This is a genomic window from Aquabacterium sp., assembly GCF_041915145.1.
In the GTDB taxonomy this organism is placed as follows: domain Bacteria; phylum Pseudomonadota; class Gammaproteobacteria; order Burkholderiales; family Burkholderiaceae_C; genus Aquabacterium.
The window spans coordinates 1-22787 of record NZ_JAYSBZ010000007.1 but is presented as its reverse complement, the minus strand read 5'-3'; the positions used below and the strand labels follow the sequence as shown (position 1 = coordinate 22787).

The 22787-nt window shown below is 68.0% G+C and carries 20 protein-coding genes and 1 other RNA gene; 14 read left to right on the top strand and 7 right to left on the bottom strand.

All coding sequences use genetic code 11. The features are described from left to right. The first annotated feature begins 43 nt into the window (after positions 1-43). From ACE3SS_RS02405 to ACE3SS_RS02395, 3 genes are read left to right on the top strand one after another with little or no spacing between them, the layout of a single operon-like run. Positions 44-1675, top strand: a complete 1632-nt coding sequence (locus ACE3SS_RS02405) for an FAD-binding oxidoreductase (RefSeq protein ID WP_374590887.1) — start codon at positions 44-46, stop codon at positions 1673-1675. Next, on the top strand, positions 1675-3246 hold the full coding sequence (locus ACE3SS_RS02400) for a glycerol-3-phosphate dehydrogenase/oxidase (protein WP_374590886.1): 1572 nt from the start codon (positions 1675-1677) through the stop codon (positions 3244-3246). The genes ACE3SS_RS02405 and ACE3SS_RS02400 overlap by 1 nt, the downstream gene beginning before the upstream one ends. After that, entirely contained in the window at positions 3243-4817 is a 1575-nt protein-coding gene (locus ACE3SS_RS02395; protein ID WP_374590884.1) for an FGGY-family carbohydrate kinase, read from the top strand. The genes ACE3SS_RS02400 and ACE3SS_RS02395 overlap by 4 nt, the downstream gene beginning before the upstream one ends. Here the strand turns inward: ACE3SS_RS02395 and ACE3SS_RS02390 are convergent. The 4 genes from ACE3SS_RS02390 to ACE3SS_RS02375 all read right to left on the bottom strand — a co-directional run bounded on the left by ACE3SS_RS02390 (position 4792) and on the right by ACE3SS_RS02375 (position 8654). Beyond that, on the bottom strand, positions 4792-5784 hold the full coding sequence (locus tag ACE3SS_RS02390) for an alpha/beta fold hydrolase (protein ID WP_374590882.1): 993 nt from the start codon (positions 5782-5784) through the stop codon (positions 4792-4794). The genes ACE3SS_RS02395 and ACE3SS_RS02390 overlap by 26 nt on opposite strands. 79 nt (positions 5785-5863) lie before the next feature. Beyond that, a complete protein-coding gene (locus ACE3SS_RS02385) occupies positions 5864-6766 on the bottom strand; it encodes an alpha/beta hydrolase (RefSeq protein ID WP_374590880.1) in 903 nt (300 codons plus the stop codon). 33 nt (positions 6767-6799) lie between these two features. Further along, positions 6800-7804, bottom strand: coding sequence for an alpha/beta hydrolase (locus ACE3SS_RS02380; RefSeq protein ID WP_374590878.1), 1005 nt, complete (start codon positions 7802-7804; stop codon positions 6800-6802). A 7-nt stretch (positions 7805-7811) separates the two neighbouring features. After that, positions 7812-8654: an SDR family NAD(P)-dependent oxidoreductase gene (locus tag ACE3SS_RS02375; protein WP_374590876.1), complete on the bottom strand. Its 843-nt coding sequence runs from the start codon at positions 8652-8654 to the stop codon at positions 7812-7814. Between the two features lie 254 nt (positions 8655-8908). On the opposite strand from ACE3SS_RS02375, the gene ACE3SS_RS02370 reads away from it, so the two are divergent. Beyond that, positions 8909-9616, top strand: a complete 708-nt coding sequence (locus ACE3SS_RS02370; protein ID WP_374590874.1) for a TetR/AcrR family transcriptional regulator — start codon at positions 8909-8911, stop codon at positions 9614-9616. Between the two features lie 25 nt (positions 9617-9641). On the opposite strand, the gene ACE3SS_RS02365 is transcribed toward ACE3SS_RS02370, so the two are convergent. Beyond that, entirely contained in the window at positions 9642-10646 is a 1005-nt protein-coding gene (locus ACE3SS_RS02365; protein ID WP_374590872.1) for an alpha/beta fold hydrolase, read from the bottom strand. 75 nt (positions 10647-10721) lie between these two features. On the opposite strand from ACE3SS_RS02365, the gene ACE3SS_RS02360 reads away from it, so the two are divergent. The 9 genes from ACE3SS_RS02360 (at position 10722) to ACE3SS_RS02320 (ending at position 19022) form a co-directional block, all read left to right on the top strand. Beyond that, positions 10722-11867 (top strand): AIR synthase-related protein, encoded by a 1146-nt coding sequence (locus tag ACE3SS_RS02360; protein ID WP_374590870.1) that lies wholly within the window; start codon positions 10722-10724, stop codon positions 11865-11867. Between the two features lie 68 nt (positions 11868-11935). After that, positions 11936-12032, top strand: an RNA gene (gene ffs, locus ACE3SS_RS02355) — signal recognition particle sRNA small type. 52 nt (positions 12033-12084) lie between these two features. After that, entirely contained in the window at positions 12085-13212 is a 1128-nt protein-coding gene (gene aroB, locus ACE3SS_RS02350; protein WP_374590868.1) for a 3-dehydroquinate synthase, read from the top strand. A gap of 6 nt (positions 13213-13218) precedes the next feature. Next, positions 13219-14352, top strand: a complete 1134-nt coding sequence (locus ACE3SS_RS02345; protein ID WP_374590866.1) for a deoxyguanosinetriphosphate triphosphohydrolase — start codon at positions 13219-13221, stop codon at positions 14350-14352. 152 nt (positions 14353-14504) lie between these two features. Further along, positions 14505-15671 carry a UDP-galactopyranose mutase gene (glf, locus tag ACE3SS_RS02340; RefSeq protein WP_374590864.1) on the top strand — a complete coding sequence of 389 codons (1167 nt, stop codon included), beginning with the start codon at positions 14505-14507 and terminating at the stop codon, positions 15669-15671. Positions 15672-15694: 23 nt separating this feature from the next. Then, complete coding sequence (gene cysC, locus ACE3SS_RS02335; protein WP_374590862.1) at positions 15695-16333, top strand: adenylyl-sulfate kinase; 639 nt, start codon at positions 15695-15697, stop codon at positions 16331-16333. A gap of 142 nt (positions 16334-16475) precedes the next feature. After that, complete coding sequence (locus ACE3SS_RS02330; protein ID WP_374590860.1) at positions 16476-17471, top strand: DUF707 domain-containing protein; 996 nt, start codon at positions 16476-16478, stop codon at positions 17469-17471. A gap of 33 nt (positions 17472-17504) precedes the next feature. After that, positions 17505-18284, top strand: coding sequence for a sulfotransferase family 2 domain-containing protein (locus ACE3SS_RS02325; protein WP_374590858.1), 780 nt, complete (start codon positions 17505-17507; stop codon positions 18282-18284). Between the two features lie 15 nt (positions 18285-18299). Then, positions 18300-19022, top strand: coding sequence for a sulfotransferase family 2 domain-containing protein (locus ACE3SS_RS02320; protein ID WP_374590856.1), 723 nt, complete (start codon positions 18300-18302; stop codon positions 19020-19022). A gap of 125 nt (positions 19023-19147) precedes the next feature. On the opposite strand, the gene ACE3SS_RS02315 is transcribed toward ACE3SS_RS02320, so the two are convergent. Together ACE3SS_RS02315 and ACE3SS_RS02310 are read right to left on the bottom strand one after the other, a co-directional pair. Beyond that, positions 19148-19600 carry a hypothetical protein gene (locus tag ACE3SS_RS02315; protein WP_374590854.1) on the bottom strand — a complete coding sequence of 151 codons (453 nt, stop codon included), beginning with the start codon at positions 19598-19600 and terminating at the stop codon, positions 19148-19150. Between the two features lie 21 nt (positions 19601-19621). Continuing rightward, complete coding sequence (locus tag ACE3SS_RS02310) at positions 19622-21664, bottom strand: tetratricopeptide repeat protein (protein ID WP_374590852.1); 2043 nt, start codon at positions 21662-21664, stop codon at positions 19622-19624. A gap of 248 nt (positions 21665-21912) precedes the next feature. Between ACE3SS_RS02310 and ACE3SS_RS02305 the strand changes: the two genes are divergently transcribed. After that, on the top strand, positions 21913-22787 hold an 875-nt coding region (locus ACE3SS_RS02305; RefSeq protein WP_374590850.1), incomplete at its 3' end, for a DUF945 family protein.

The window sequence follows — 22787 nt, the reverse complement described above, 5'->3', positions numbered from 1 at the left end:
GGCACGATCTGCGCATCAAGAATCGAAAACGAGTATAGCCACCATGGTTCTGAACCGACGCTGGAACGGCTGGGGCAACCCCGCCATCCAAGAGCCCCTCAAGCCCGCCGCGCAACGCTTTCTGGCGCAGACCCTCGGCGCCGGCACCCCGCCGCGCGACGCCTCGCTGGATCAGGTTCTGGCCCGCGTGGCAGCCCAACCCTCGAAGCTGACAGCGCTGGCCCACACGGCCCCGCTGCGCACCCCGATCGACACCAGCCCCGAGGCCCGACTGCGCGCCAGCTTCGGCCAATCGGCCTTCGACTGGCTGCGACTGCGCTTCGGCGAAATCGACCGCGTCACCGACGGCGCGGCCTGGCCCGAGAACACCGCCGACGTGCGCGCCCTGCTCGACTGGGCCGCCCAGCACGGCGTGCGGGTGCTGCCCTGCGGCGGCGCCACCAGCGTGGTCGGCCACCTGATGCCCGTGGGCGACCAGCCCGTGCTGACGCTGCACCTCGGCCGCATGATGCGGCTGCTGTCGCTCGACCCGCAGGCGCAGCTGGCCACCTTCGAGGCTGGCGTGGCCGGGCCCGACCTCGAAGCGCAACTGCGCGCGCAAGGCTTCACGCTGGGGCACTTTCCGCAAAGCTTCGACTACTCGACGCTGGGCGGCTGGGTGGTGACGCGCTCGTCGGGCCAGCAATCGGCGCGCTACGGGCGCATCGAGCAACTGTTTGCCGGCGGCACGCTGGTCACGCCGCGCGGCGACTGGTCGATCACGCCCTACCCGGCTTCGGCCGCCGGGCCCGATCTGCGCGAGTGGGTGATGGGCAGCGAGGGCCGCCTGGGCGTGCTCACCGAGGCCACGGTGCGGGTGAGTCGGCTGCCTGAGGCCGAGCACTTCATCGGCGTGTTCTTCCCGTCGTGGGAGGCTGGCCGCAACGCCGTGCGCGAGCTGGCGCAGGCCCGGCTGGGTTTGTCGATGCTGCGGCTGTCCAACCCCATCGAGACGATGACGTCGCTCAAGATGGCCGGCCACGAAAACGCCATCGGCTGGCTGGAGCGGCTGCTGGCCTGGCGCGGCGTGGCCGACGGCAAGTGCCTGATGTTCGCGGGCTTCACGGGCGAGCGCCGTCAGGTGCAGGCCATGCGCCGGCTGGCTGCGCGCGTCTGGCGGCGGCATGGCGGCGTGTCCACCGGCACGCTGCTGGGCAAGAAGTGGGCGGCCATGCGCTTTCACAGCGTCTACCTGCGCAACAGCTTGTGGGACGCGGGCTACGCCGTCGACACGATGGAGTCGTCGTGCGACTGGCCGCGCGTCGACGCGCTGATGCACGCCATGGAAGCCGCCGGCCGCCAGGCCCTGGCCCGCGAAGGCGAGCAGACGCATTGCTACACCCACCTGTCGCACGTCTACGCGCAAGGCTCCAGTGTCTACACGACCTTCGTCTACAAGATCGGCGCCGACTACCCCAGCGCCCTGCGCCGCTGGCAGGCGCTGAAATCGGCCGTGGGCGACGCGATCGCGGCGCACGGCGGCACCATCACCCACCAGCACGGCGTGGGCAAGGACCACGTGCCCTGGTTCTTGCGCGAAAAAGGCCCGATGGGCGTGTCCGCCATCGCCGCGCTGCAGCAGCACCTCGACCCGCAAGGCCTGATGGCCCCCGGCAACCTGCTTGGGGACGCGTGATGAGCGGCGAGGCCTCGTTCGACCTGCTGGTGATCGGTGGCGGCATCACCGGCGCCGGCATCGCGCTCGAAGCGGCGCGCCGTGGCTTGCAGGTGCTGTTGGTTGAGGCGCGCGACTTTGCCTGGGGCACGTCGTCGCGCTCGTCCAAGCTCGTGCACGGCGGCTTGCGCTATCTGCGCGAAGGCGCCATCGGCCTGACGCGCGAATCGGTGCGCGAGCGGCGCCACTTGCTGCACGACGCGCCGGGCCTGGTCGAGACGCAAAGCTTTTTGGTGAACCACTACGCCGGCCGCTCGCCCAGCCGCGGTCTGCTGGGCCTGGGGCTGACGGTGTACGACTGGCTCGGCCAGCAGCACACCCGTGCCTTTCACTCGGCGAGTGCCGTCGGGCAGCTGTCGCCGCACACCCGCACCAGCGGCCTGCTGGGCGGCTCGACCTATCTCGACGCCAAGACCGACGACGCCCGACTCGTGTGGCGGGTTCTGCAAGAGGCCCGCAGTCTGGGCGCCGAAGTGCGCAACTACGTGCGCGTCGAACGCCTGCTGCGCCACGATGGCACCGTTTGTGGCGCCGAGATGGTGAGCGAAGACGGCACGCGCTTCAGCGTGCAAGCCAGCGCGGTCGTCAACGCCACCGGCGTGTGGGCCGATGGCTTGCGCCGCGACGTGGGCGCCGCCCCGTGCCTGCGGCCCCTGCGCGGCAGCCACCTGGTCTTTCCGCTGTGGCGGCTGCCGGTGGCGCAGTCGATCAGCCTCTTTCACCCGCGCGATGGCCGCCCGGTGTTCGCCTTTCCGTGGGAGGGCGTGGCGCTGGTCGGCACCACCGATCTCGACCACCGCGCCGCGCTGGACGACGAGCCCGGCATCACCCCCGCCGAGGTGAGCTACCTGCTCGAAGCGCTGCGCTTCGCGTTCCCGCAGCTCGGTCTGCAACGCGAGCACATCCTCTCGACCTACGCCGGCGTGCGCCCGGTGGTGAGCAGCGGGCCCGACGTCGACCCGTCGAAAGAAACGCGCGACCACATCGTGCTGAGCGAACAAGGTCTGATCACGGTGACGGGCGGCAAGCTCACCACCTTCCGCGCCATTGCGCTCGATGCGCTGCGCCACGTGGCCCGGCTGTTGCCGCAACGCGCGCTCGACACCCGCACCGCGCGGCCCATCTTCGTGGCGGTCGCACCCGGCCCGGCTTTGCAAGGGCTGCCCGCGCCGCAACAACAGCGGCTCATCGGGCGGCACGGCGCCTGGGCCGAGCATCTCGTGGCCACGGCGATACCGGACGAATGCCAGAACGTGGCCGGCACTTCGCCGTGGTGGGCCGAGCTGCGCTGGGCCGCGCGCCACGAAGCCGTGCACCACCTCGACGACCTGCTGCTGCGCCGCACGCGACTGGGCCTGCTGCTGCCGCAAGGTGCCGCCGAGCTGCTGACCGACACCAGCCCGCTGCGCGCCCTGATGATGAGCGAGCTGGGCTGGAGCGATGCCCGCTGGCAGCACGAGTGCACCCGCTACCGCGCGCTGATCGAGCGCAGCTACGGCGTGCCCGCCAGCGAACCAGGAGCCTCGGCATGAGCACCCGCCGCCCCGACCAGCTGCTGCTGTCCATCGACTGCGGCACGCAAAGCGTGCGCGCCCTGCTGATCGACCTGCACGGCCACATCGTCGGCAAAGCCCAAGTCCACTTCGACGACTACGCCGCGCCGCACCCCGGCTGGCTCGAACACGACGTGAACGGCTTCTGGCACGCCACCGCCGAGGCATGCCAGAAGCTGTGGGCGCACCACGGCCACCTGCGCCCGGCGCTGCGCGGCGTGGCGGTGACCACGCAGCGCGGCACGGTGATGCCGGTGGACCGCCAAGGCCAGCCGCTGCACCCCGCCATCAGCTGGCTCGATCAACGTGCCGCCACCCGACTGCCGCCCATCCACCCGCTGTGGCGCGCGGCGTTTCGCGCGCTCGGCGTCACCGACACGATCCGCTACTTCCAGCGCCAGGCCGAGGTCAACTGGATCGTGGAACACCACCCCGAGGTGTGGGCCCGCACGCACAAGCTGCTGTTGCTGTCGGGCTGGCTGAACTGGAAGCTCACCGGCCGTTACGTGGACTCGATCGGCTCGCAGGTCGGCTACCTGCCGTTCGACTTTCGGCACCAACGCTGGGCCGCCCGCTGGGACTGGAAGTGGCAGGCCATGACCATCGACCCCGAGCAGTTGCCCGAGCTGCTGCCGGTTGGCGCGCAGCTCGGCGAGATCACCGCCCAGGCCGCGCTCGACACCGGCATCCCGGCCGGCCTGCCGGTGATGGCCGCCGCGGCCGACAAGGCCTGCGAGGTGCTGGGGGCGGGCTGCATCGAGCCGCACGTGGGGGGCTTGTCGTACGGCACCACGGCCACGATCAACGTGACCTCGAAGCGCTACGTCGAGGCGCTGCCGCTGGTGCCGCCCTACCCGGCCGCGCTGCCCGAGCACTACAGCAGCGAGGTGCAGATCTTTCGCGGCTACTGGATGGTGCGCTGGTTCAAGGAGCAGTTCGGCCACCACGAGCGCATGGCCGCCGAGCAGGCCGGCATCGTGCCCGAAGCGCTGTTCGACGAACTCGTGGCCACCGTGCCGCCGGGCTCGATGGGCTTGATGCTGCAGCCGTATTGGTCGCCGGGCATCCGCCACCCGGGCCCCGACGCCAAGGGCGCCATCATCGGCTTTGGCGACGTGCACACGCGAGCCCACGTCTACCGCGCCATCCTCGAAGGCCTGGCCTACGCGCTGCGCGATGGCCGCGAGCGCATCGAGAAAAAGACCAAGGTGCCGATCACTGAGCTGCGCGTGTCAGGCGGCGGCTCGCAGTCGGACGCGGCCATGCAACTCACGGCAGACATCTTCAACCTGCCCGTCGGGCGTCCGCACACCTTCGAAACCTCGGGGTTGGGTGCCGCCATCGACAGCGCGGTGGGCCTGGGTCTGCACGCCGACTTCGCAACGGCCGTGCGCAGCATGACGCGGGTGGAACGGGTGTTCGAGCCCATCGCCGCGCACGCCGATCTGTACGACGCGCTCTATGGCCGCGTCTACCGGCACATGTACGACCGGCTCGCCCCGCTCTACGGCGAGATCCAGCGCATCACGGGGTATCCGAAGCGCGATTGAGGTTCGCGCCCGTGTGCGCCCCCAGGAAGGCCTTGACCGGCACCAGCGTGCGGGCGGGGTCTTCTTCTTGCGGGATGTGGCCGAGGTCGTCGAACATCACCAGCTGGCTGCCGGCGATGTCGGCCTTGAAACGCAAGGCGTGCTCGGGCGGCACCAGGCGGTCGCGCCCGCCCCACAGAATCAGCGTGGGCACCTTCAGCGTTTTCAGGCGCGCAGCTTGCGCCCCGTTGTCGGTCTGCTCGAAGCGCTGGCGCAAGGCGGTGCGGTTGCCCACGCGCAGCGCGAGTTCGTAGTAGCGATCCACCACGTCGGGGTGCACCTTGGTGACGTCGCCGAACACGCTGTGCACGCTCGACTCGACCACCGAGCGCGGCAGCACGCGGTCGGTGTACCACTGCATCGCGGGCGTGGCCGCCAGACGAAAACCCAGCGGCACCGCCAGCGGCGACACCGGGTAGCCGTAGGAGTCGACCAATATCAACGCCGACACGCGGCGGGGCGCCACCCAGGCCGTCTGCCAGGCGATCTCGCCGCCCATGGCATTGCCGACCAGCACGCAGCGTTGCACGTTCAGCGCATCGAGCAGCTGCAGCACGAAGCGCGCGTAAGCCTCGATGCGGTAGTCGCCCTGCGGCGAGGGCCCGGTCAGGCCGAAGCCGGGGAGGTCCATGCTGATGACGCGGCGCTGGCCACGCAGGCCGGTGGCCCAGCCCTCCCAGGTGTGCAGGCTGGCCGAGAGGCCATGCAGCAACACGAGAGGCTCGGGGTCGTCGCGCGGGCCTTCGTCGCGCAGGTGCACCTGCATGCCGGCCAGCTCGATGAACTTCGACGGTGGCGGCGCCCAGCGCGCGGCGAGCTGCCCCAGCTGGCGATCGGGAGCCCACGTGAGCATCACCGAGATCGCGAAGGTGGCGCCCAACAACAACAGCGCAACAAAGATGCGCTTGAGCCAACGCAGAGTTTTCATCAAGACAGACAGTCGGGACAGCAAGGGGGCACGCCGGCACTGTAGCAGCGCGGCCGCCGCCAGATGAGCGCCGAGCCGGTCAGCGCGTGTGCTGTTCCATGAATCGGGCCGATTCCTTCAGCGATCGGCGCGCCTCGGGGAGCATCACCATGGTCGGCCACACGTGCGGCAGGCGATCGCGCAGCAGCAGCTGGCTGGCCACGCCCACCGCCCGGGCCCGCTCGTGCAACCGGGTGGAGTCGGACAGCAGAATTTCATGCCGACTGGCGTGGATCAGCATCGGCGGCAGCCCGCGCAGGTCGGCATACAGCGGCGAGGCCAGCGGTTCGGTCAGGGGCTTGTCGCCCACGTACAGCGCGGCGGCCTGGGGCAGCAGCTCGGGCTGGAACATCACATCCGCGTCGGCCAGTGTGTGCATGGTCTCGCCCGAACAGGCCAAGTCCACCCAGGGCGAAAACAGCAACGCGGCAGCCGGCATGGGCAAGCCGCGCTCGCGCGCCGCCAGCAGGCAGGCCACGGCCAGGCCGCCCCCGGCCGAGTCGCCGGCCACGGTGATGTTGGCGGGTGAAACGCCCTGCCGAAGCAAGGCCGCGTACCAGGCCACGGCGTCATCCACCGCCGCCGGGAAGACATGCTCGGGCGCCATGCGGTAGTCCACCGACAGCACCTGCGCCTGCGCCACGCGGGCCAGGTAGCCGCAGACCGGTCGGTGCGTGTCGAGCCCGCAGAAGAAGTAGCCGCCACCGTGAAAGTAGAGCACCGTGCGCGCGGGGCGCTCGACGCTCAGCCACTCGGCCGCGCACAGGCCCGAGGCCGCGCTGGCCGGCACCGGCACGTGGCGCACGTCCTTCGGCACCGGCGGATTGCGACGCGCCGCCTGCGCCACCTTCTTGCGCGCGGCCGTCACGTTGAGCGGCGTGCCGCGCTTGGGCTTGAAGGTCAGGCGCAGCACCTGGTTGACGACAAACGATTGAATGCTCATGGTCGTGATTCCGCGTAGAACTGTGTCAGGACTTCACCGCCCCCATTGCCGCCGCAAGAACGCCACCTGGCGCTGCAGCGCGGCCAGCGAGCCTTCGAGCAGCCCGCCGTGGATCTGGAAGACATGCCAGCGACGCTCGTAGATTTCGAGCTCGACATGGTTGCCCTGCCGCGTCGCGAGCTCGGTGAAGCGCCGCGCATCGTCGTGCAGCATTTCGTCTGTTCCGACCTGCACCAGCGCCGGTGGCAGGCCGCCGAGATCGCCATCCAGCGGCGCGGCCAGCGGGTGATCGTGCGGCGCGGCATACCAGGCCGCGGCCTGATCGATCCAGCCCCTGCGCAGCATGGGGTCGAGCGACTGGTTCTCGCGCATGCTCGCCGAGCTGAAGGTGGTGTCGGTCAGGGGGGACATCAACACCAGCGCCGCCGGCAGCGGCAGCCCCTGCTGCTTGAGCGCCAGCGGCACCAGCAGGGTCAGCGAGCCCCCGGCAGAGTCGCCAGCAATGGCCAGACGCTCGGGCGCGTAGCCGTCAGCCAGCAAGCGCCGGTACGCCGCCACGCCGTCTTCGATCTGAGCCGGGAACGGCGCCTCGGGCGTGCGCCGGTAATGCGGCACCAGCACCTCGGCCTGCGCCAAGGCGGCCAGGCGCGTGGTGATGGCGCGGTGCGTTCGCGGGCTGCCCACGCAAAAGGCCCCGCCGTGCATGAACAGGATCGCGTGGCGCGGCTTGACGTTGCGCGGCGCAATGCGTTCCACCGCCATCGCCCCGGCCGGCCCGTCGATGCGCGTCTGGGTGATCTTCACGCCTCCAGTGGGCGGCATCAGCGCCGACAGCGCATGGGTCACGCCGCGCTGCACGGCCAAGGGCCACGGCGGCCCGACAAACACCTTGAACGTCAGGCGCAAGCTCAAGCGCAGCAGCGCGGCCAAGGCCTTTTCACGCAGCGTGTCCGGCGGGGCGAAGCGACGCACCACCGGCTGCGTGGCCGCGCGCTCGATGGTCGAAGCCGGGCGACCCGGTTGGGCTGGGGCGCTCATGGCGCGCTCAGCGGCGCCCCATCGCGCGGGTCGACCTGGTGATCAGCGGCTGATACCACGAGCCCAGCAGGCGCACGACCTTGTCGAGGAACCAGGCATCGGGGCCCACCAGCACGCGGCGTGCGTTGCGCTCGACCCCCTTGAGAATCTGCCGGGCCGCGCTTTCGGCCGTGGTGGTGTTGAGCAGCTTGTCGAACTTCTTGGTGGCTTCTTCGGGCTCCATGCCGGTGATGGCCTTGGCGCCCGGGTCCATGCGCGCCGCCCGAGCGATGTTGGTGCGAATGCCACCCGGGTGGATGCTGGTTGCGCTCACTGGCCAGCCCATCACTTCAAGCTCCATGCGCAGCGCCTCGGTGTAGCCGCGCACGGCGAACTTGCTGGCGTTGTAGGTGCCATTGCCTGGCACCGAGAGCAGGCCGAACAGGCTCGACGTGTTGATCACATGCCCATCGCCCGATGCCTTGAGGTGCGGCAAGAAGGCCTGCGTGCCCCACACCACGCCCCAGAAATTGATGTTCATGATCCACTGGAAGTCTTCAGGCTTGACGCTGTCGAGCGCCGCTGCCAGCGCCACCCCGGCGTTGTTGAAGATCAGGTTGACCTTGCCGTGGTCGCGCGCGGTCTGGTCGGCCCAGGCGTACACCACCTCGCGCGACGAAGTATCGACCCGCGCGGTGGTGACCTTCACGCCATGCTGCCGCGCCATTTGTGCCGTCTCGTTGAGGCCCGCCTCGTTCACGTCGCTCAACGACAGATGACAGCCGCGTCGCGCCAGTTCCACCGCCAGCGTGCGCCCCATGCCCGACGCCGCACCGGTGATCGCGGCTACCTTGTTCTTGAAAGACTTCATGAATGACATTTCTGCTTGGTTGACGAGGTGGTGCCGGCCGAACGCCAAACGGCGTCGAACCAAGTACCCTGAACTTCTGGTACCAATCAGTACCAATCCGGCAATTTAGGTTTGACAGGTGTCAAAGTCAATAACGTGTATCCCCTCATTGCTTCCCCAGGGCAGGGGGATGCCGCCAAATCGAACACGAAAGCATCATCTGACAATGCAGGCCTATCAATTGAAGCGCCGCGCCCGTGTCAAGATGGCAGGTTATGAAGTTTCCTGCTCCCTTGAAGCGTCGCTATGGCGGCGTGTCTCCTGAAGAACGCCAGCAGTTGCGTCGCGACAAGCTGATTCAAGCCGGCATCGAAAAATTCGGCGAACAGGGATACCACGCCACCACCGTGCGAGACATCTGCACCGCGGCCAAGCTGACGGAGCGCTACTTCTACGAATCGTTCAACAGCATGGCCGGTCTGTTTGCGGCCGTGTATGCGACCCTCATCGGCCGCCTCAAGCGACGTGCCCTCGACGCGCTGGCCGCGTCGCCCCTGAAGCCCGAGTTGCTGGCCCAAGCCGCGCTGGGTGCGTTCTACGAGTTCATGCGCGAGGAGCCCTCGCTGGCCCGTATCTGCCTGATCGACGCCGTGAGCATCAACCGCGACATGCAGCGCCTGGGCAAGGAGGCCGCCGCCGAATATTCGGCGCTGGTGCGCGGCTTCATCAAGCTGCTCTACAAGGACGAAGGGCTCGACGGCGTCAACCTCGACTTCCTGTCGGCCGGCCTGATCGGCATGAACACCCACATCGCCACGGCCTGGGCCAACGAAGGCTACGTCACCCCGATCGACCAGGTGATCGCCACCAACCTGCTGGCGTATCAGGCGCTCATCGCCTTCATGAAGAAAGAAGAGCGCAAGAGCGATCAGCTGAACGGCGAGAACGGCGCAGACGCCGGCAATCGGCTGCAGATGGTCTGACGCCCGCGCAGCGCACCGATTTTGCTTACTTGGTGACGAAACCGTAGACCTGATCGTTGAGCACGCGGCCCGGGTCTTCTTCTTGCGGAACGTGCCCGATGTTGTCGATCACCAGCACCTTGCTGCCAACCACGTCGCGGCCGAACCAATAAGCCTGCTCCGACGGGCTTTGCTTGTCGAGCTCACCCCAGATGATCAGGGTCGGCAGGTGCAGCGATGTCAGCCGCGAGGTGGGCGCGCCGAAGAGATTGCGCTCCAGCCGCGCCCGCTGGGCCTGCCGGTTGCCTTCGTGCAGGGGCAGCGCGAAATAGCGATCGACGATTTCCGGCGTGATCTTGTTCAGATCGGCGAAGCGGTCTTCCATGCCTCGCTCGACCACCCAGCGAGAACGGGTGAACAAGTTCAGCCAGCTGACCACCGGCATGCTGGCCAGTTTCTCGTCCAGCGGCACCCGCCACGGCTCGACCGGATAGCCGTCCGGCGCGATCAACGTCAGTCGCGTGACGCGGTCGGGCGCCAGATACGCAGTCTGCCAGGCCACCTCGCCGCCAAACGCGTGTCCGACCAGCGAGCATTGACGCACGCCCAGCTGATCGAGCAGGGTCAGCATGAACCGCGCGTAGGCGGCCGAGCCTTCCTGGCCGTCGGCCAAGGTGCCGCTGAGGCCGAAGCCGGGCAAGTCCATCAGGATCACGCGGCGGCGTTTTTGCAAGACGTCGGCCCAGGCGAACCAGGCCGTCATGCCCGAGTCGGTGCCGTGGATCATCACGATGGGGTGGGGGTCGTCGCGCGGGCCCAGGTCGCGCACGTGCACGCGCACCCCGTCAACATCAACGAACTGCGAGGGTGCTGGCGCCCATTGCGCCGCCATCTGCTCGGTGCCGAGGCCAGGCTTGAAGAACACCAGGCAATAGGCCAGCATGGCCAGCAGCACCAACCCCACCGTCGCCAGCCCGAGGTAGCCGCTCCAGCGCAGGAACTTCTTGAATCGCGAGGGCTTCTTGTCCGAACGGTGCGAATACGGTTTCATCTTGTGCAATGCGGGGTAGACCGCCCGAATTGTAGGTACCGCCCTTGACCAGTCAGTACGGGATAATTCGCCCCCATGACTGCCCACAACGCCCCCTCATCCGCCCACGCCCCCTCGTCGCCCGACGCCCTCACCTACGAGCAGGCCGGCGTCAACTACGACCTGATCGACCCGCTCAAGGTGGCTGCCCAGCGCGCCGCCGCCGCCACCGCCGCCAACCTGGCGCCGCACGGCTTCACCGAGCTGCAGGCCTCGCGCGGCGAATCGGCCTACGTGGTCGATGTCGGGCCGTTCTACCTGGCCTCGATCGTCGAGTGCCTGGGCTCCAAGGCCCTGGTGGCCGACGAGATGAAAGCGCTCACGGGCAAGAGCTATTACGACGGCATCGCGCAAGACACCATCGCGATGGCGGTGAACGACCTGATCACCGTGGGCGCCACGCCCCTGGTGGTGCAGGCTTACTGGGCCGCTGGCGGCTCCGACTGGTTCGGCGACGCGCAACGCGCGCAGGCCCTGGTGGCCGGCTGGAAGCGCGCCTGCGACACCTGCGGCGTGGCCTGGGGCGGCGGTGAAACGCCCGCGCTGGCCGGCATCGTGGCCGATGGCCGCATCGACCTGGCTGCATCGTGCACCGGCATCGTCAACCCCAAGACGCGCCTGTCGGTGGGCGACCAGCTGCAGGCCGGCGACGCCATCGTGCTGCTCGCTTCGAGCGGCATCCACGCCAACGGCCTGAGCCTGGCGCGCAAGCTGGTTGAGCGTCTGCCCAATGGCTACCTCACCGAGGTCGAGCCGGGCGTGAGCTACGGCGAAGCGCTGCTGGCCCCCACGGTGCTGTATTCGCCCGTGACCGAAGCACTGTTCAAGGCCGGCATCACGCCGCGCTACTGCGCCAACATCACCGGCCACGGCTGGCGCAAGCTGATGCGCCACCCGGCATCGTTCACCTACCGCTTCAACCACGTGCCACCCGTCACGCCGGTGCTGAGCTTCATGCAGCAGCACGCCAAGCTGGACGACCGCGAGGCCTACGGCACGCTCAACATGGGCGCGGGCTTTGCGCTGTTCGTGGCGGCCGATCAGGCCCAACGCACGGTCGAAGTCGCCCAGCAGTTGGGCATCAACGCCTGGGTGTCGGGCCGCGTGGAAGCCGGCCCCAAGCAGGTGGTGATCGAGCCCCTCGGCGTGACCTTCGGCAGCGACGAGTTGCAGCTGCGCTGACACCACGCGAGCCTTCGGGCGGACCCGTTTGAAGCGAGGCCGTCGGCGCCTCGCCTACAATCACGGGTGACGGGCCTCCTCGCATGGAAGCGCGGCCAACCGGGTCAGGTCGGGAACGAAGCAGCCCTAACCGTTGTGACCAGTGCCGGGGTCAGGCTCGTCACCCTCTACATGCCGCGATGTGTCTGTTGCAGGCACATCGCGGTTTTCATTTGAGATGACCGTGAACGCCCTCACCTCGTCCACCCCAGCGGCCACTGCCGACACCACCCGCGTCCACATCGACCTCGGCGACCGCAGCTACGACATCCTGATCGGCGAAGGCCTGCTCGGCGACGCCGCCAGCTACGCCGCGGCGCCCAAGTCGAGCACCGCCGTCATCGTCAGCAACACCACCGTCGCGCCGCTCTATGCCGCCCGGCTCGAAGCCGCGCTGCGCGGCAAGCACGCCAAGGTGGTCACCGTGGCGCTGCCCGACGGCGAAGAGTTCAAGGACTGGCAGACGCTCAACCTGATCTTCGACGCCCTGCTCGGCCACGGCGCCGACCGCAAGACCGTGCTCTACGCGCTGGGCGGCGGAGTCGTGGGCGACATGACCGGCTTTGCCGCCGCCAGCTACATGCGCGGCGTGCCCTTCGTGCAGGTGCCGACCACGCTGCTGGCGCAGGTCGATTCGTCGGTGGGCGGCAAGACGGCCATCAACCACCCGCTGGGCAAGAACATGATCGGCGCGTTCTACCAGCCGCGCGTGGTTGTGTGCGACCTGACCTCGCTCGACACCCTGCCCGACCGCGAACTCAGCGCGGGCCTGGCCGAGGTCATCAAATACGGCCCGATTGCCGACGCGGCCTTTTTCAGCTGGCTCGAAAGCAACCTCGACGCCCTGCTGGCGCGCGACCGCAGCGCGCTGCGTTACGCCATCCAACGTTCGTGCGAGATCAAGGCCTGGGTGGTGGGGCAGGACGAAAAAGAATCCGGCCTGCGCGCCATCCTGAACTTCGGCCACACCTTCGGCCACGCCATCGAAGCCGGGCTGGGCTATGGCGAGTGGCTGCACGGCGAGGCGGTCGGCTGCGGCATGGTGATGGCGGCTGCGCTGTCGGCCAAGCTGGGTTTGATTGGTAATGACGTGGCCGCGCGCATCACGGCCCTGGTGGCCCGCGCCAAGTTGCCGACGGTCGGCCCCAAGCTGGGTGCCGACAAATACATCGAGCTGATGCGGCTCGACAAGAAGTCGGAAGCCGGCGAGATCCGCTTCGTGGTGATCGACCAACTCGGCACCGCCAGCATGCGCCCCGCGCCCGACGCGCTGGTGCGTGACGTGATCGACGCGCACACGGCCTGATCCGACATGACGTTAGCGGTCTACGCCAGCCATGCGCTGCACAGCAAAGGCCGCCGCTTCCCCGAGCCGCCAGCCCCGACTCGCGACGACTTCCAGCGCGACCGCGACCGCATCGTCCACAGCACGGCCTTCCGCCGCCTGGTCTACAAGACGCAGGTCTTCTTGAACCACGAGGGCGACCTGTTTCGCACCCGGCTCACGCATTCGCTCGAAGTGGCGCAACTGGGGCGCGCCATCGCGCTGCAGCTCGGCCTGAACGAAGACCTCGTCGAAGCCATCGCGCTGGCACACGACCTCGGCCACACGCCCTTCGGCCACGCCGGGCAAGATGCCCTCAACGAATGCATGCACGAGCACGGCGGCTTCGAGCACAACCTGCAGTCGCTGCGCGTGGTCGATGAGCTCGAAGAACGCTACCCGGCCTACGACGGACTCAACCTGAGCTTCGAGACGCGCGAAGGCATCTTGAAGCACTGCTCGCGCGCCAACGCCGAGGCGCTCGAAGCCCGCGAGCCGCGCGGCGTGGGCCGGCGCTTTCTGGACGGCACGCAGCCCAGCCTGGAGGCGCAGCTCGCCAACCTGGCCGACGAGATCGCCTACAACGCCCACGACATCGACGACGGCGTGCGCTCGGGCCTGCTGACGCTGGAACAGCTCGACGCCGTGCCGCTGTTCACGCGCTTTCGCGACGACACGCTGCGCGAATTCCCGGCGCTGCGCGGCAAGCGGCTGCTGTTCGAGGCGATCCGCCGCATGCTCTCGCAGCAGGTCTACGACGTGATCGACGCCACCCGCGCCGCGCTGGCGCAACGCGCGCCGGGCAGCGCCGACGAGGCCCGCCAATGCGGCCCGCTGCTGCGCTTCTCGCCCGAGATGCGCCGCGACAGCACCGCGCTCAAGCGCTTTCTGTTCCAGAACCTCTACCGCCACCCGCAGGTCACCGACACCACCGGTCGCGCCCGCCAGGTGGTGCGCGATCTGTTCGACACCTACGCGGCCACGCCGGCCGAGATGCCCGCGTCCTACGCCGAAGCAGCCGATCTGCCGCGCGCCACCGCCGACTACATCGCCGGCATGACCGACCGCTACGCCATCAAGGAGCACGAGCGGCTGACCGGGCAGCGCCTGTTCGAGCGCTGACCCACCCTGGTCCGCGCGGGCCGCTCACAACCGCTTACCCGACCTGGCGAATTAGCGTGTGTTTTGCCGCGCTTTTCAAAGGGCTCGCTCGGGCCAGGATTTCTAGACTGCTCCTTCACAGTGCGCCCTTTTTGCGCCGTTGAAGGAACACGATGGACTACCTCATTGTTGGTGCCGGCTTTGCCGGAGCCGTCTGCGCCCGTGAACTGGCCGAGGCCGGCAAGAGCGTGCTGGTGATCGACAAGCGCGACCACGTTGCCGGCAACGCCTACGACCGGCGCGACGCCAACGGCGTGCTGATCCACGAATACGGCCCGCACATCTTCCACACCAACAGCGAGCGCGTGTGGCATTACCTGTCGCGCTTCACCGCGTGGACCCCGTACGAGCACCGCGTGCGCGCCGTGGTCGAGGGCAAGCAATACCCCATCCCCATCAACCGCACCACCATCAACCAGCTCTACGGGCTGGACCTCGACGAAGCCGGCGTGGCGGCCTTCCTCGAAAAAGTGCGCGAGCCGCGCCCCAACGGCGTCAAGACCAGCGAAGACGTGGTGTTGTCGTCGGTGGGGCACGACCTGTGCGAAAAGTTCTTCCGCGGCTACACCCGCAAGCAGTGGGGGCTGGACCTGTCTCAGCTGAGCGGCGGCGTGGCGGCACGCATCCCGACCCGCACCAACGACGACGACCGTTACTTCACCGACACCTTCCAGGCGATGCCGAAGGACGGCTACACCTCGATGTTCAACCGCCTGCTGGGTCACCCGAACATTGACGTGCGCGTGGGCGTGGACTTCGCCGAGGTGGAGCACCGCATCGATCGCGACCAGACCATCTACACCGGCCCGATCGACGAATACTTCAAGTACCGCTACGGCCGCCTGCCCTACCGCTCGCTGCGCTTCGAGCACGAGCACCTGGCCAATGTGCAGCGCTATCAGGACGTGGGCACGGTCAACTACCCCAACGACCACGCCTACACCCGCATCACCGAGTTCAAGCACCTGACGGCGCAAGAATGCAGCGGCACCTCGATCGTGCGCGAGATTCCGTGCGCCGAAGGCGACCCCTACTACCCGGTGCCCAACCCCGACAACGAAAAGCAGTTCAAGCTCTACGAGCACATGGCCGAGCAGGAGCGCAACGTGCACTTCATCGGCCGCCTGGCGCAGTACCGCTACTACAACATGGACCAGGTGGTTGCCTCCGCGCTGGCCTTGACCGAGAAACTGCTCGACGAACCCGTGCGCGTGGCCATCGGCACGTGGGTACCCGATCACCCGGCCAAGCGTTCGCGCGCCGCCGCCACGAGCCGCTGACCCACCGTCCGCAGGATCTGCCCATGCCGTCCAAGCCTTCGCTGATCTGGCACACCGCTGCGTCGCGGCCGACGGCCGGCAACATCGTGTGGCATGGCGGCAAGGTATCGCCGGTCGAGCGCGAGCATCTCTATCACCAGCGCGCGGCCACGCTGTGGCTCACGGGGCTGTCGGGCTCGGGCAAATCGACGCTGGCCTTCGAGCTGGAGCGCCAGCTGCTCGATCAGGGCCACGCCTGCTACGTGCTCGATGGCGACAACGTGCGCCACGGGCTGAACCGCGACCTCGGCTTTTCGCCCGAAGACCGGCACGAGAACATCCGCCGGGTGGCCGAGGTGGCTCACCTGATGAACGATGCCGGGCTGTTCGTCATCACCGCCTTCATCTCGCCCTACCGCGAAGACCGCGAACTGGCGCGCCAAGTGATCGGCGACGACCGTTTTCTCGAAGTGTGGGTACGCACCGACCTCGCCACCTGCGAACAGCGCGACCCCAAGGGCCTGTACGCCAAGGCGCGCGCCGGCAAGCTGCCCAACTTCACGGGCATCTCGGCCCCCTACGAGGCCCCCGACCGGGCGGCCTTGACGCTCGATACCCGCGAGCGCCCAATCGAAAACTGCGTGGGCGAGTTGCTCACGCTGGTGGCGCCTCGCTTCGTCTGAGCCGCCCCTAAAGCGCGACTTTTTGCGCCCTTTTCGAGCTTATCCGCCCCACCCACGATCCCTAGACTGAATCACCGGGCATTCATCGGCCCAGCGATTCACCGGATCGACTCCGTCCAGCTCCTGAAAGGACACCGCCATCATGACGAAGCCTTACCTCGCCCTGTTCCGCGCCGGCCCCGGCTCGCTGCACTCCCACGCCGTGGAGCGGCTGGACCAGCAGAACTTCGACTACGCCCTGTCATGGTTCGGCGATAACACGCCGCGCGAGCCCGGCGCCGTCTTCGTCCACATGCAAAAAGGCGCCAAATGGCCCGGTCTGGAGCAGACCCTGCAAGCCCACTGGGACACCATCCAGCAATACCGCTACGTCTGGCTGCCCGACGACGATCTGCTGTGCGTGCCCGAGCAGGTGTCGCGCATGTTCGCCATCTGCGACGACCTGCAGCTCGACCTGGCCCAGCCCGCGCTGACGCCCGATTCGTACTTCACGCACGTGATCACGCTGCAGCACAGCGAATTCCAGGTGCGCTTCACCAACTTCGTCGAGATCATGGCGCCGGTGCTGTCCGTCGACATGCTGGCGCGCGTCTACCCCACCCTGGCCGGCAACATCAGCGGCTACGGGCTGGACGCCGTCTGGCCGCACTACTCGAAGCTGGGCAAGGTGGCGATCATCGACGACACCCCCGTCAAGCACACCCGCCCGGTTGGCGGCCCCAACTACGCCTTCAGCGAGAAGGCCGGCCTGGCGCCCGCGCACGAAGACTGGCTGGCCAGCGCCACCTACGGCGTCGAGAAGCCGGCGGACTTCCACATCAACTACGCCGGCCTGCTGCAGTCGGGCGACCCCATCGTGATCGGCGACTCCGCTGGCGAGATCGACACCATGCTGCGCTCGCTGATGAGCTCGTGCAACGGCAAGAAGATCAGCGCACTGCAACTCACGCGCTACCTGTCGAACCACTTCACCTACTGGGCCGGTGGCGAGATGGGCCATTCGCGCTACCCCCGCGCCATCTTGCGCGTGGTGCTCAACCAGGCGCTCAAGCATGTGGGCATCCGCTTCCCGGCGCCGCCCGAGCCCGAGCAGACCCCCAACAAGTACGGCAGCTCGGTGATGGGCGAAACGTCCTGATCCCTTGAGTCCACCCACGCGCAGAGGCCCCACGTGATCTACCTGCCCCATCAACGAGCCGTATTCGTCCACAACCCCAAGTGCGCGGGCTCGTCGTTGGTGGCCGCGCTGGATCAGGCCTTTCCGGAGCGCACCCGCCTGTGGGGGCGCTTCTACCTGCCGCAGCAAGACCTGGTGCGCGACATCTCGCACCTGCGCCTCGACGAAATGCGCCAGTTCCTGCCGGCCGAGCAATGCCCGGTGGAGCTGACCTTCGGCGTGGTGCGCGACCCCTACACCCGCTTTGCCTCGGCCTTCAAGCACTTCAAGAAGCACAGCGGCTGCGACCCGCGCCTGACGGTCGAGCAGTTCATGGAGCAGCACTTCAACCACAACACGCTGCGCACCGACTGGCGCTTCGTGCACTTCGCGCCGCAGTACACGTTCTTCTTCCGGTCGAACTGGTGCTGCGCCGATCTGCTGGGCCGCTTCGAGGCGCTCGACGCATTCGCCGACACCCTGTCTGCCCGGCTGGGCAAGGCCGTGAAGCTCGGCAACGAGAACGTGGGCGAGGCTTATGCCGTCGAGCTGAGCGACGACGCCGTTGCCACGATCAACCACTACTACGCCAACGACTTCGCCTACTTCGGCTACGCCCTGCGCACCCCGTCGCCTGGCGCTCGCGTGCTGGGCGATCAAGGCCTGTATCGCCAGTTCGAAGCGCTTTGGCCGGTTGAACGCGGCCTGGAAATCAGCGCCAAGACGCTGCGCGGCACGCCTGCGGCCGACCAGCCCGCATCCGCCGAGACCTCGCAAAGCCTGCGTGCCGCCTGAACCCCATCTCGTCTCATGATCTATCTGCCCAACCAACGCGCGGTCTTCATCCACAACCCCAAGTGCGCCGGCACCTCGCTGGTGATCGCCCTGGAGCGCATGTTCGAAGAAGACCAGCGTCGCAAGTTCTGGGGCCGCTCGTATCTGCCTGAACACGACGCCGTGCGCGATCTCGCCCACATCAAGGTCAGCGAGTTGCGCGCCTTCTTGCCCACCGAGCCGGTGGACTTCACCTTCGGCCTGGTGCGCGACCCGTATGAGCGTTTCGTCTCGGCGCTGAAGCACTTTCGCACCTACAGCGGCCGCGACGACAAGATCTCGCCCGAGGCCTTCGCCGAGCGCTACCTGAACCACGCCCTGATTCGCAACGACTGGCGCCTGGTGCACTTTGCCCCGCAATACACCTTCTTCTTCGCCGGGCAGCGCTGCGTGGTCGACCTGGTCGGACGGATGGAAGAAATGGATCGCTTCCTGACGGCGCTGTCCCAGCGCCTGGGCTGCGACATCTATCTCGCCAAAGAGAACGTGGGCACGAATGACGTGGTCGAGCTGAGCGACGACCTGATCGCCACCATCAACCACTTCTACGCCCGCGACTTCGCCTACTTCGGCTACCCAATGCGCACGCCGGCCCCGGGTGCCCGCATCCTGGGCGACCGCGACGCGTACCACTCGTTCGAAGCGCTGTGGCCCGAGGAGCGGGCACTCGAAGCCAAGGCACTCACCAAGATCGACTGAGCGTCGCGAGTCGCAGCGTCGCGACTCGTCAACCCCACCAGAAAAAAACGGCCCACTCGTCACCGAGGGGCCGTTTTGTTTTGGGGGCTTGGGGCTTGCCGCAGGGCCGCGGCAAGCCGGTCCGATCAGTGCGCCGCGGCAGGCTGGGCGCCCGTGCTGATGGCGCGCAGACGGGTCACTTCAGCCAGCGTCATCTTGGCCAGCTCGGGGTTCTGGTGAGCGAAGCGTTCGCCGCGTTCGCCGGCGGCCAGCTCTTCGTGCAGGCGCAGCGCGTCGGCATGCAGGCCCACGCCAGCCAGGCACAAGGCCAGCGTGAACTGGCTCATGTCGTGTTGCGGTTGCAGGGCCAGCACCTTGCGCGACAGCGCAATGGCGCGCAGCAACTCGCCGTCCTGCACCGCCATCGCGGCGAGGTCGCCCAGCACTTCGCAGTCGGGCTGCTCGCCGAGCCTGGTGCTGATTTCGATGGCGTTTTCGAGCAGGCGGCGAGCCTCCTGCTGGCGGCCTTCGGCGCTGGCCTTGAAAGCCTGGGTGCGCAGCAAGTCGATTTCGGGTTTGGTTTTCGTGGACGGGGTCATGCTCGTTCTCCGAGGCTGATGTCAAGATTGATGCAGTGGTTCGGCCACCAGCGCCTGCGGCGGCAAGCCGGCCTTCCAGCGCGCGGTCATGCGGTCGAACAGCGCGCCCAGCTCTCGAGTGAAGCGCGGGGTGTCGAACAGCGGCAAGTCCATGCGCCGGGTTTCGAGGTGGGCCCGCACGGCTTGCAAGGCCGCGCGGTCGCCGAACAGCGCGACGGCCATTTCTTCGTAGCGCTCGGGGGTGTCGCACACCAGGTCGGGCAGCTCCACGGCATGCAGCAGGCTGGCCGCCACGCGGGCCGAGAACGAGCGGCCTTTCAGCGCCAGCACGGGCAGGCCCATCCAGAGCGCGTCGTTGCAGGTGGTATGGGCGCCGTAGGGGAAGGTGTCAAGGAAGAGATCAGCCTGCGGCAGCCGCGCCATGTGCTGCTGGGGCGACACGAAGGGCGCGAAGATCAGGCGGTCCGGGTCGACCCCGCGTTGCTGAGCGGCCTCGCGCAGGCGGGCCTGCACGTCGGCTTGCGGCACCAGCAGCCAGAGGACGCTGCCGGGGGTGCGCTGCAGGATGCGGCACCACGCGTCGAACATCTCTTCGGTGAGCTTGTAGCTCTGGTTGAAGCAGGCGAACACGAAGGCGTCTTCGGGCAGGCCGCACTCGGCGCGGCTCAGCTTGGCCGGGCGCTCGCGCAGGCGGTCGGTCGGCTCGTAGCACACGGGCAGTTGCGCGATGTGCTCGCTGAAGTCGGCCTGGTGCTCGAGCGGCGTGAGCGTGGGGTCGCCCACGATGTAGTCCATGAAGTCGGACCCGGTGGTGCTCGGGTAGGCCAGCCACAGCACCTGCACCGGCGCCGGGCGCAGCGCGAACAGGCCCATGCGCGAGCCTTGCGTGAAGCCGTTGAAGTCGACCAGGATGGTGATGCCATCTTGCCGCACCATCTCGGCCTGCTCGATGAGGCTGACCTCGGCCGTTTCGACCACCTTGTCGGCCAGCGCCACCATGCGCTGGCGCAGCGGCGTGCCGTCGTCCTTGCCGTGCGAATACAGCACGATCTCGAAGCGTTCGCGGTCGAGCAGCTCCAGCACCTGCACGAGCAGGATGCTGGTGGCGTGGGTGCGGAAGTCGCTCGACACCAGGCCGATGCGGGTGCGGCCGTTCACGTTGATCGCCGGGTAGGCGGCGGGGCCAACCACCGAGCGCTCCCACAGCGGGCGGTAGTCCGCCACGTTGGGCAGCGCGCGCATGTAGCGGGCGATGCGGCTGGAGTCGAGCGCGGCGGCCCAGCGGTGCAGCGCGGCGTCGTCGTTCATCGACAGCAGGCAGAAGGGGCTGAACGGCTCTTCGTTCTCGCCGTTGCCGATCAGCTCGCGGGCTTTTTCGAGACGCGCCAGGTCTTGCTTGAAGCCGGGCCAGTCGCACGACCAGCCCGCGTAGTGCGCGGCGTACACGGCCGCGGCAAACGAGTTGGGGTGCAGCATGACGATGGTGCGGTAGCACTCGGCGGCGTCGGCGTAGCGGCCCAGGCGCGCCAGGGCCATGCCGAGCTGGCTGTAGGCCTCCTGGTCGGCGGGCTTCATGCTGAGCACCTGCAGGAAGGCCACGGCGGCGTCCTGCCAGTTGGCCAGCTCCATGTGGGCAGCACCCGTCAGCAGGTGATGCTGGGCGTCGCGCGGCGTGGCGGGGTCGAGCGCCAGCAGGGTCTGCAGCATCTCGGTGTAGCGGCTGTTCAGGCGCAGCAGTTCGGCCGCGAGGTGGCAGGCGAGCACGTTGCGGCGGTCGAGCTCGAAAGCCCGACGGGCGCCGTCCATCGACTCATCGACCAGGCCCAGCTTGTGCGTCACGCTGGCGAGGTTGAGCCAGTAGAGCGATTCCTTGGGGTCGTCTTGCACGGCCTGGCGCAGCAGCTTGGCGGCGTCCGCCAGACGGCCTTCGCGCGAGCGTTGCACGCCTTGCTGCCAGGCCTGGTGGGCCGCGCGCTGCTTGGGCGTTTGCTTGCCGGAGCCGGGCGCCGGGGTGCCCTTGGCGGCATTCGGCGCGGGGGGCTGGGCGATGCGGAGCGTGGTCATGAGCGGCGGCTTTCAAGGGGTGACGCGGGGGCGGACGATCCACCACGGCGAACTGAGCATCACTCTAGAAGTCAGCGCCGCCGGCCAAGCCTGCGAGAAAACGGGCAATTCGCGTGCAATTCGCCGTCTATTCATCGGCGGCTCGCGCACGCGGGGTCGCCACCCGCGACGAGAGCCGCCACAATCGCCATCCGGCCTGCAGGGCCGGCTGCCGCAGCGCAGGACTTTTCAACCACGGAGGAACATGCATGAGCACAGTCACCAAGGTCGGGCTGGGTGCCCTGATCGTCGTAGCCGGATACGCGGGCGCCACAGTGGTCGTGGGCAACCGCGTCAAGAGTGGCCTGGAAGGCAGCACCGAGACGCTCACCAGGCAACTGCCCTTTGCCAAGGTGCTGGAGCAGAAGTACGACAAGGGGCTGTTCAGCTCGACCCGCACCACCAAGCTGCAACTCGGCTGCATCAAGATGCCGCCCGACGAGAACGGTCAGCCGCGTCCCCGCGAGCCCATCGTCATCACCTGGCGCGACCGCATCCAGCACGGCCCGCTGCCCGGCTTCAAGGGCGTGGGCGCGGCGGCGGTGGACACTGAATTCGTGATGTCCGACAGCGTGCAGAAAAACCTCGCCGAGCTGTTCGGCAAAGAAAAACCGCTGACCATCCACACCCTGGTGGGTTGGGACGGCAGCACCAAGACGCTGATCGCCAGCCCCAAGGCCACGCTCAAAGACCCGAAGCAAGGCGAGCTGGTCTGGTCGGGCCTGACCGGCACCGTCACCCGCTCGGCCCGGGCTGACGGCCCCGGCTCGGCCGATTTCACGTTCCCGAGCCTGCAAGTCAAGACCCTGCAGCCCGGCAACCAGATGAGTTTCAACCAGGCTCACGTGCACTTCGAGGGCAACTCGAGCCCCGACAGCATCTGGGTGGGCACCGGCAAGGGCGACGCGGAGCTGGCGTCCATCGAGATGGAATTCGCCCCGCAGCATGGCGAAAACGGCGGCAAGCCGATCAAGGGCACCATCTCGAACATCAAGTACCACGCCGAGACCGCGGTCGACAAGGGCTTCCTGACCTCGAAGGGCACCTTCAGCGGCGCGGCCAAGATCGGCGACGTCACGGTCAA

Excerpts from the sequence above, each read along its gene's own strand:
- ACE3SS_RS02345 (WP_374590866.1), top strand. The coding sequence starts at position 13,219 with ATGACGTTAGCGGTCTACGCCAGCCATGCGCTGCACAGCAAAGGCCGC.
- ACE3SS_RS02370 (WP_374590874.1), top strand. The coding sequence starts at position 8,909 with ATGAAGTTTCCTGCTCCCTTGAAGCGTCGCTATGGCGGCGTGTCTCCT.
- ACE3SS_RS02390 (WP_374590882.1), bottom strand. The coding sequence starts at position 5,784 with ATGAAAACTCTGCGTTGGCTCAAGCGCATCTTTGTTGCGCTGTTGTTG.
- ACE3SS_RS02395 (WP_374590884.1), top strand. The coding sequence starts at position 3,243 with ATGAGCACCCGCCGCCCCGACCAGCTGCTGCTGTCCATCGACTGCGGC.
- ACE3SS_RS02380 (WP_374590878.1), bottom strand. The coding sequence starts at position 7,804 with ATGAGCGCCCCAGCCCAACCGGGTCGCCCGGCTTCGACCATCGAGCGC.
- ACE3SS_RS02330 (WP_374590860.1), top strand. The coding sequence starts at position 16,476 with ATGACGAAGCCTTACCTCGCCCTGTTCCGCGCCGGCCCCGGCTCGCTG.
- aroB (WP_374590868.1), top strand. The coding sequence starts at position 12,085 with ATGACCGTGAACGCCCTCACCTCGTCCACCCCAGCGGCCACTGCCGAC.
- ACE3SS_RS02320 (WP_374590856.1), top strand. The coding sequence starts at position 18,300 with ATGATCTATCTGCCCAACCAACGCGCGGTCTTCATCCACAACCCCAAG.
- ACE3SS_RS02400 (WP_374590886.1), top strand. The coding sequence starts at position 1,675 with ATGAGCGGCGAGGCCTCGTTCGACCTGCTGGTGATCGGTGGCGGCATC.
- ACE3SS_RS02405 (WP_374590887.1), top strand. The coding sequence starts at position 44 with ATGGTTCTGAACCGACGCTGGAACGGCTGGGGCAACCCCGCCATCCAA.
- ACE3SS_RS02360 (WP_374590870.1), top strand. The coding sequence starts at position 10,722 with ATGACTGCCCACAACGCCCCCTCATCCGCCCACGCCCCCTCGTCGCCC.
- ACE3SS_RS02365 (WP_374590872.1), bottom strand. The coding sequence starts at position 10,646 with ATGAAACCGTATTCGCACCGTTCGGACAAGAAGCCCTCGCGATTCAAG.
- ACE3SS_RS02315 (WP_374590854.1), bottom strand. The coding sequence starts at position 19,600 with ATGACCCCGTCCACGAAAACCAAACCCGAAATCGACTTGCTGCGCACC.
- ACE3SS_RS02375 (WP_374590876.1), bottom strand. The coding sequence starts at position 8,654 with ATGAAGTCTTTCAAGAACAAGGTAGCCGCGATCACCGGTGCGGCGTCG.
- glf (WP_374590864.1), top strand. The coding sequence starts at position 14,505 with ATGGACTACCTCATTGTTGGTGCCGGCTTTGCCGGAGCCGTCTGCGCC.
- ACE3SS_RS02385 (WP_374590880.1), bottom strand. The coding sequence starts at position 6,766 with ATGAGCATTCAATCGTTTGTCGTCAACCAGGTGCTGCGCCTGACCTTC.
- ACE3SS_RS02310 (WP_374590852.1), bottom strand. The coding sequence starts at position 21,664 with ATGACCACGCTCCGCATCGCCCAGCCCCCCGCGCCGAATGCCGCCAAG.
- cysC (WP_374590862.1), top strand. The coding sequence starts at position 15,695 with ATGCCGTCCAAGCCTTCGCTGATCTGGCACACCGCTGCGTCGCGGCCG.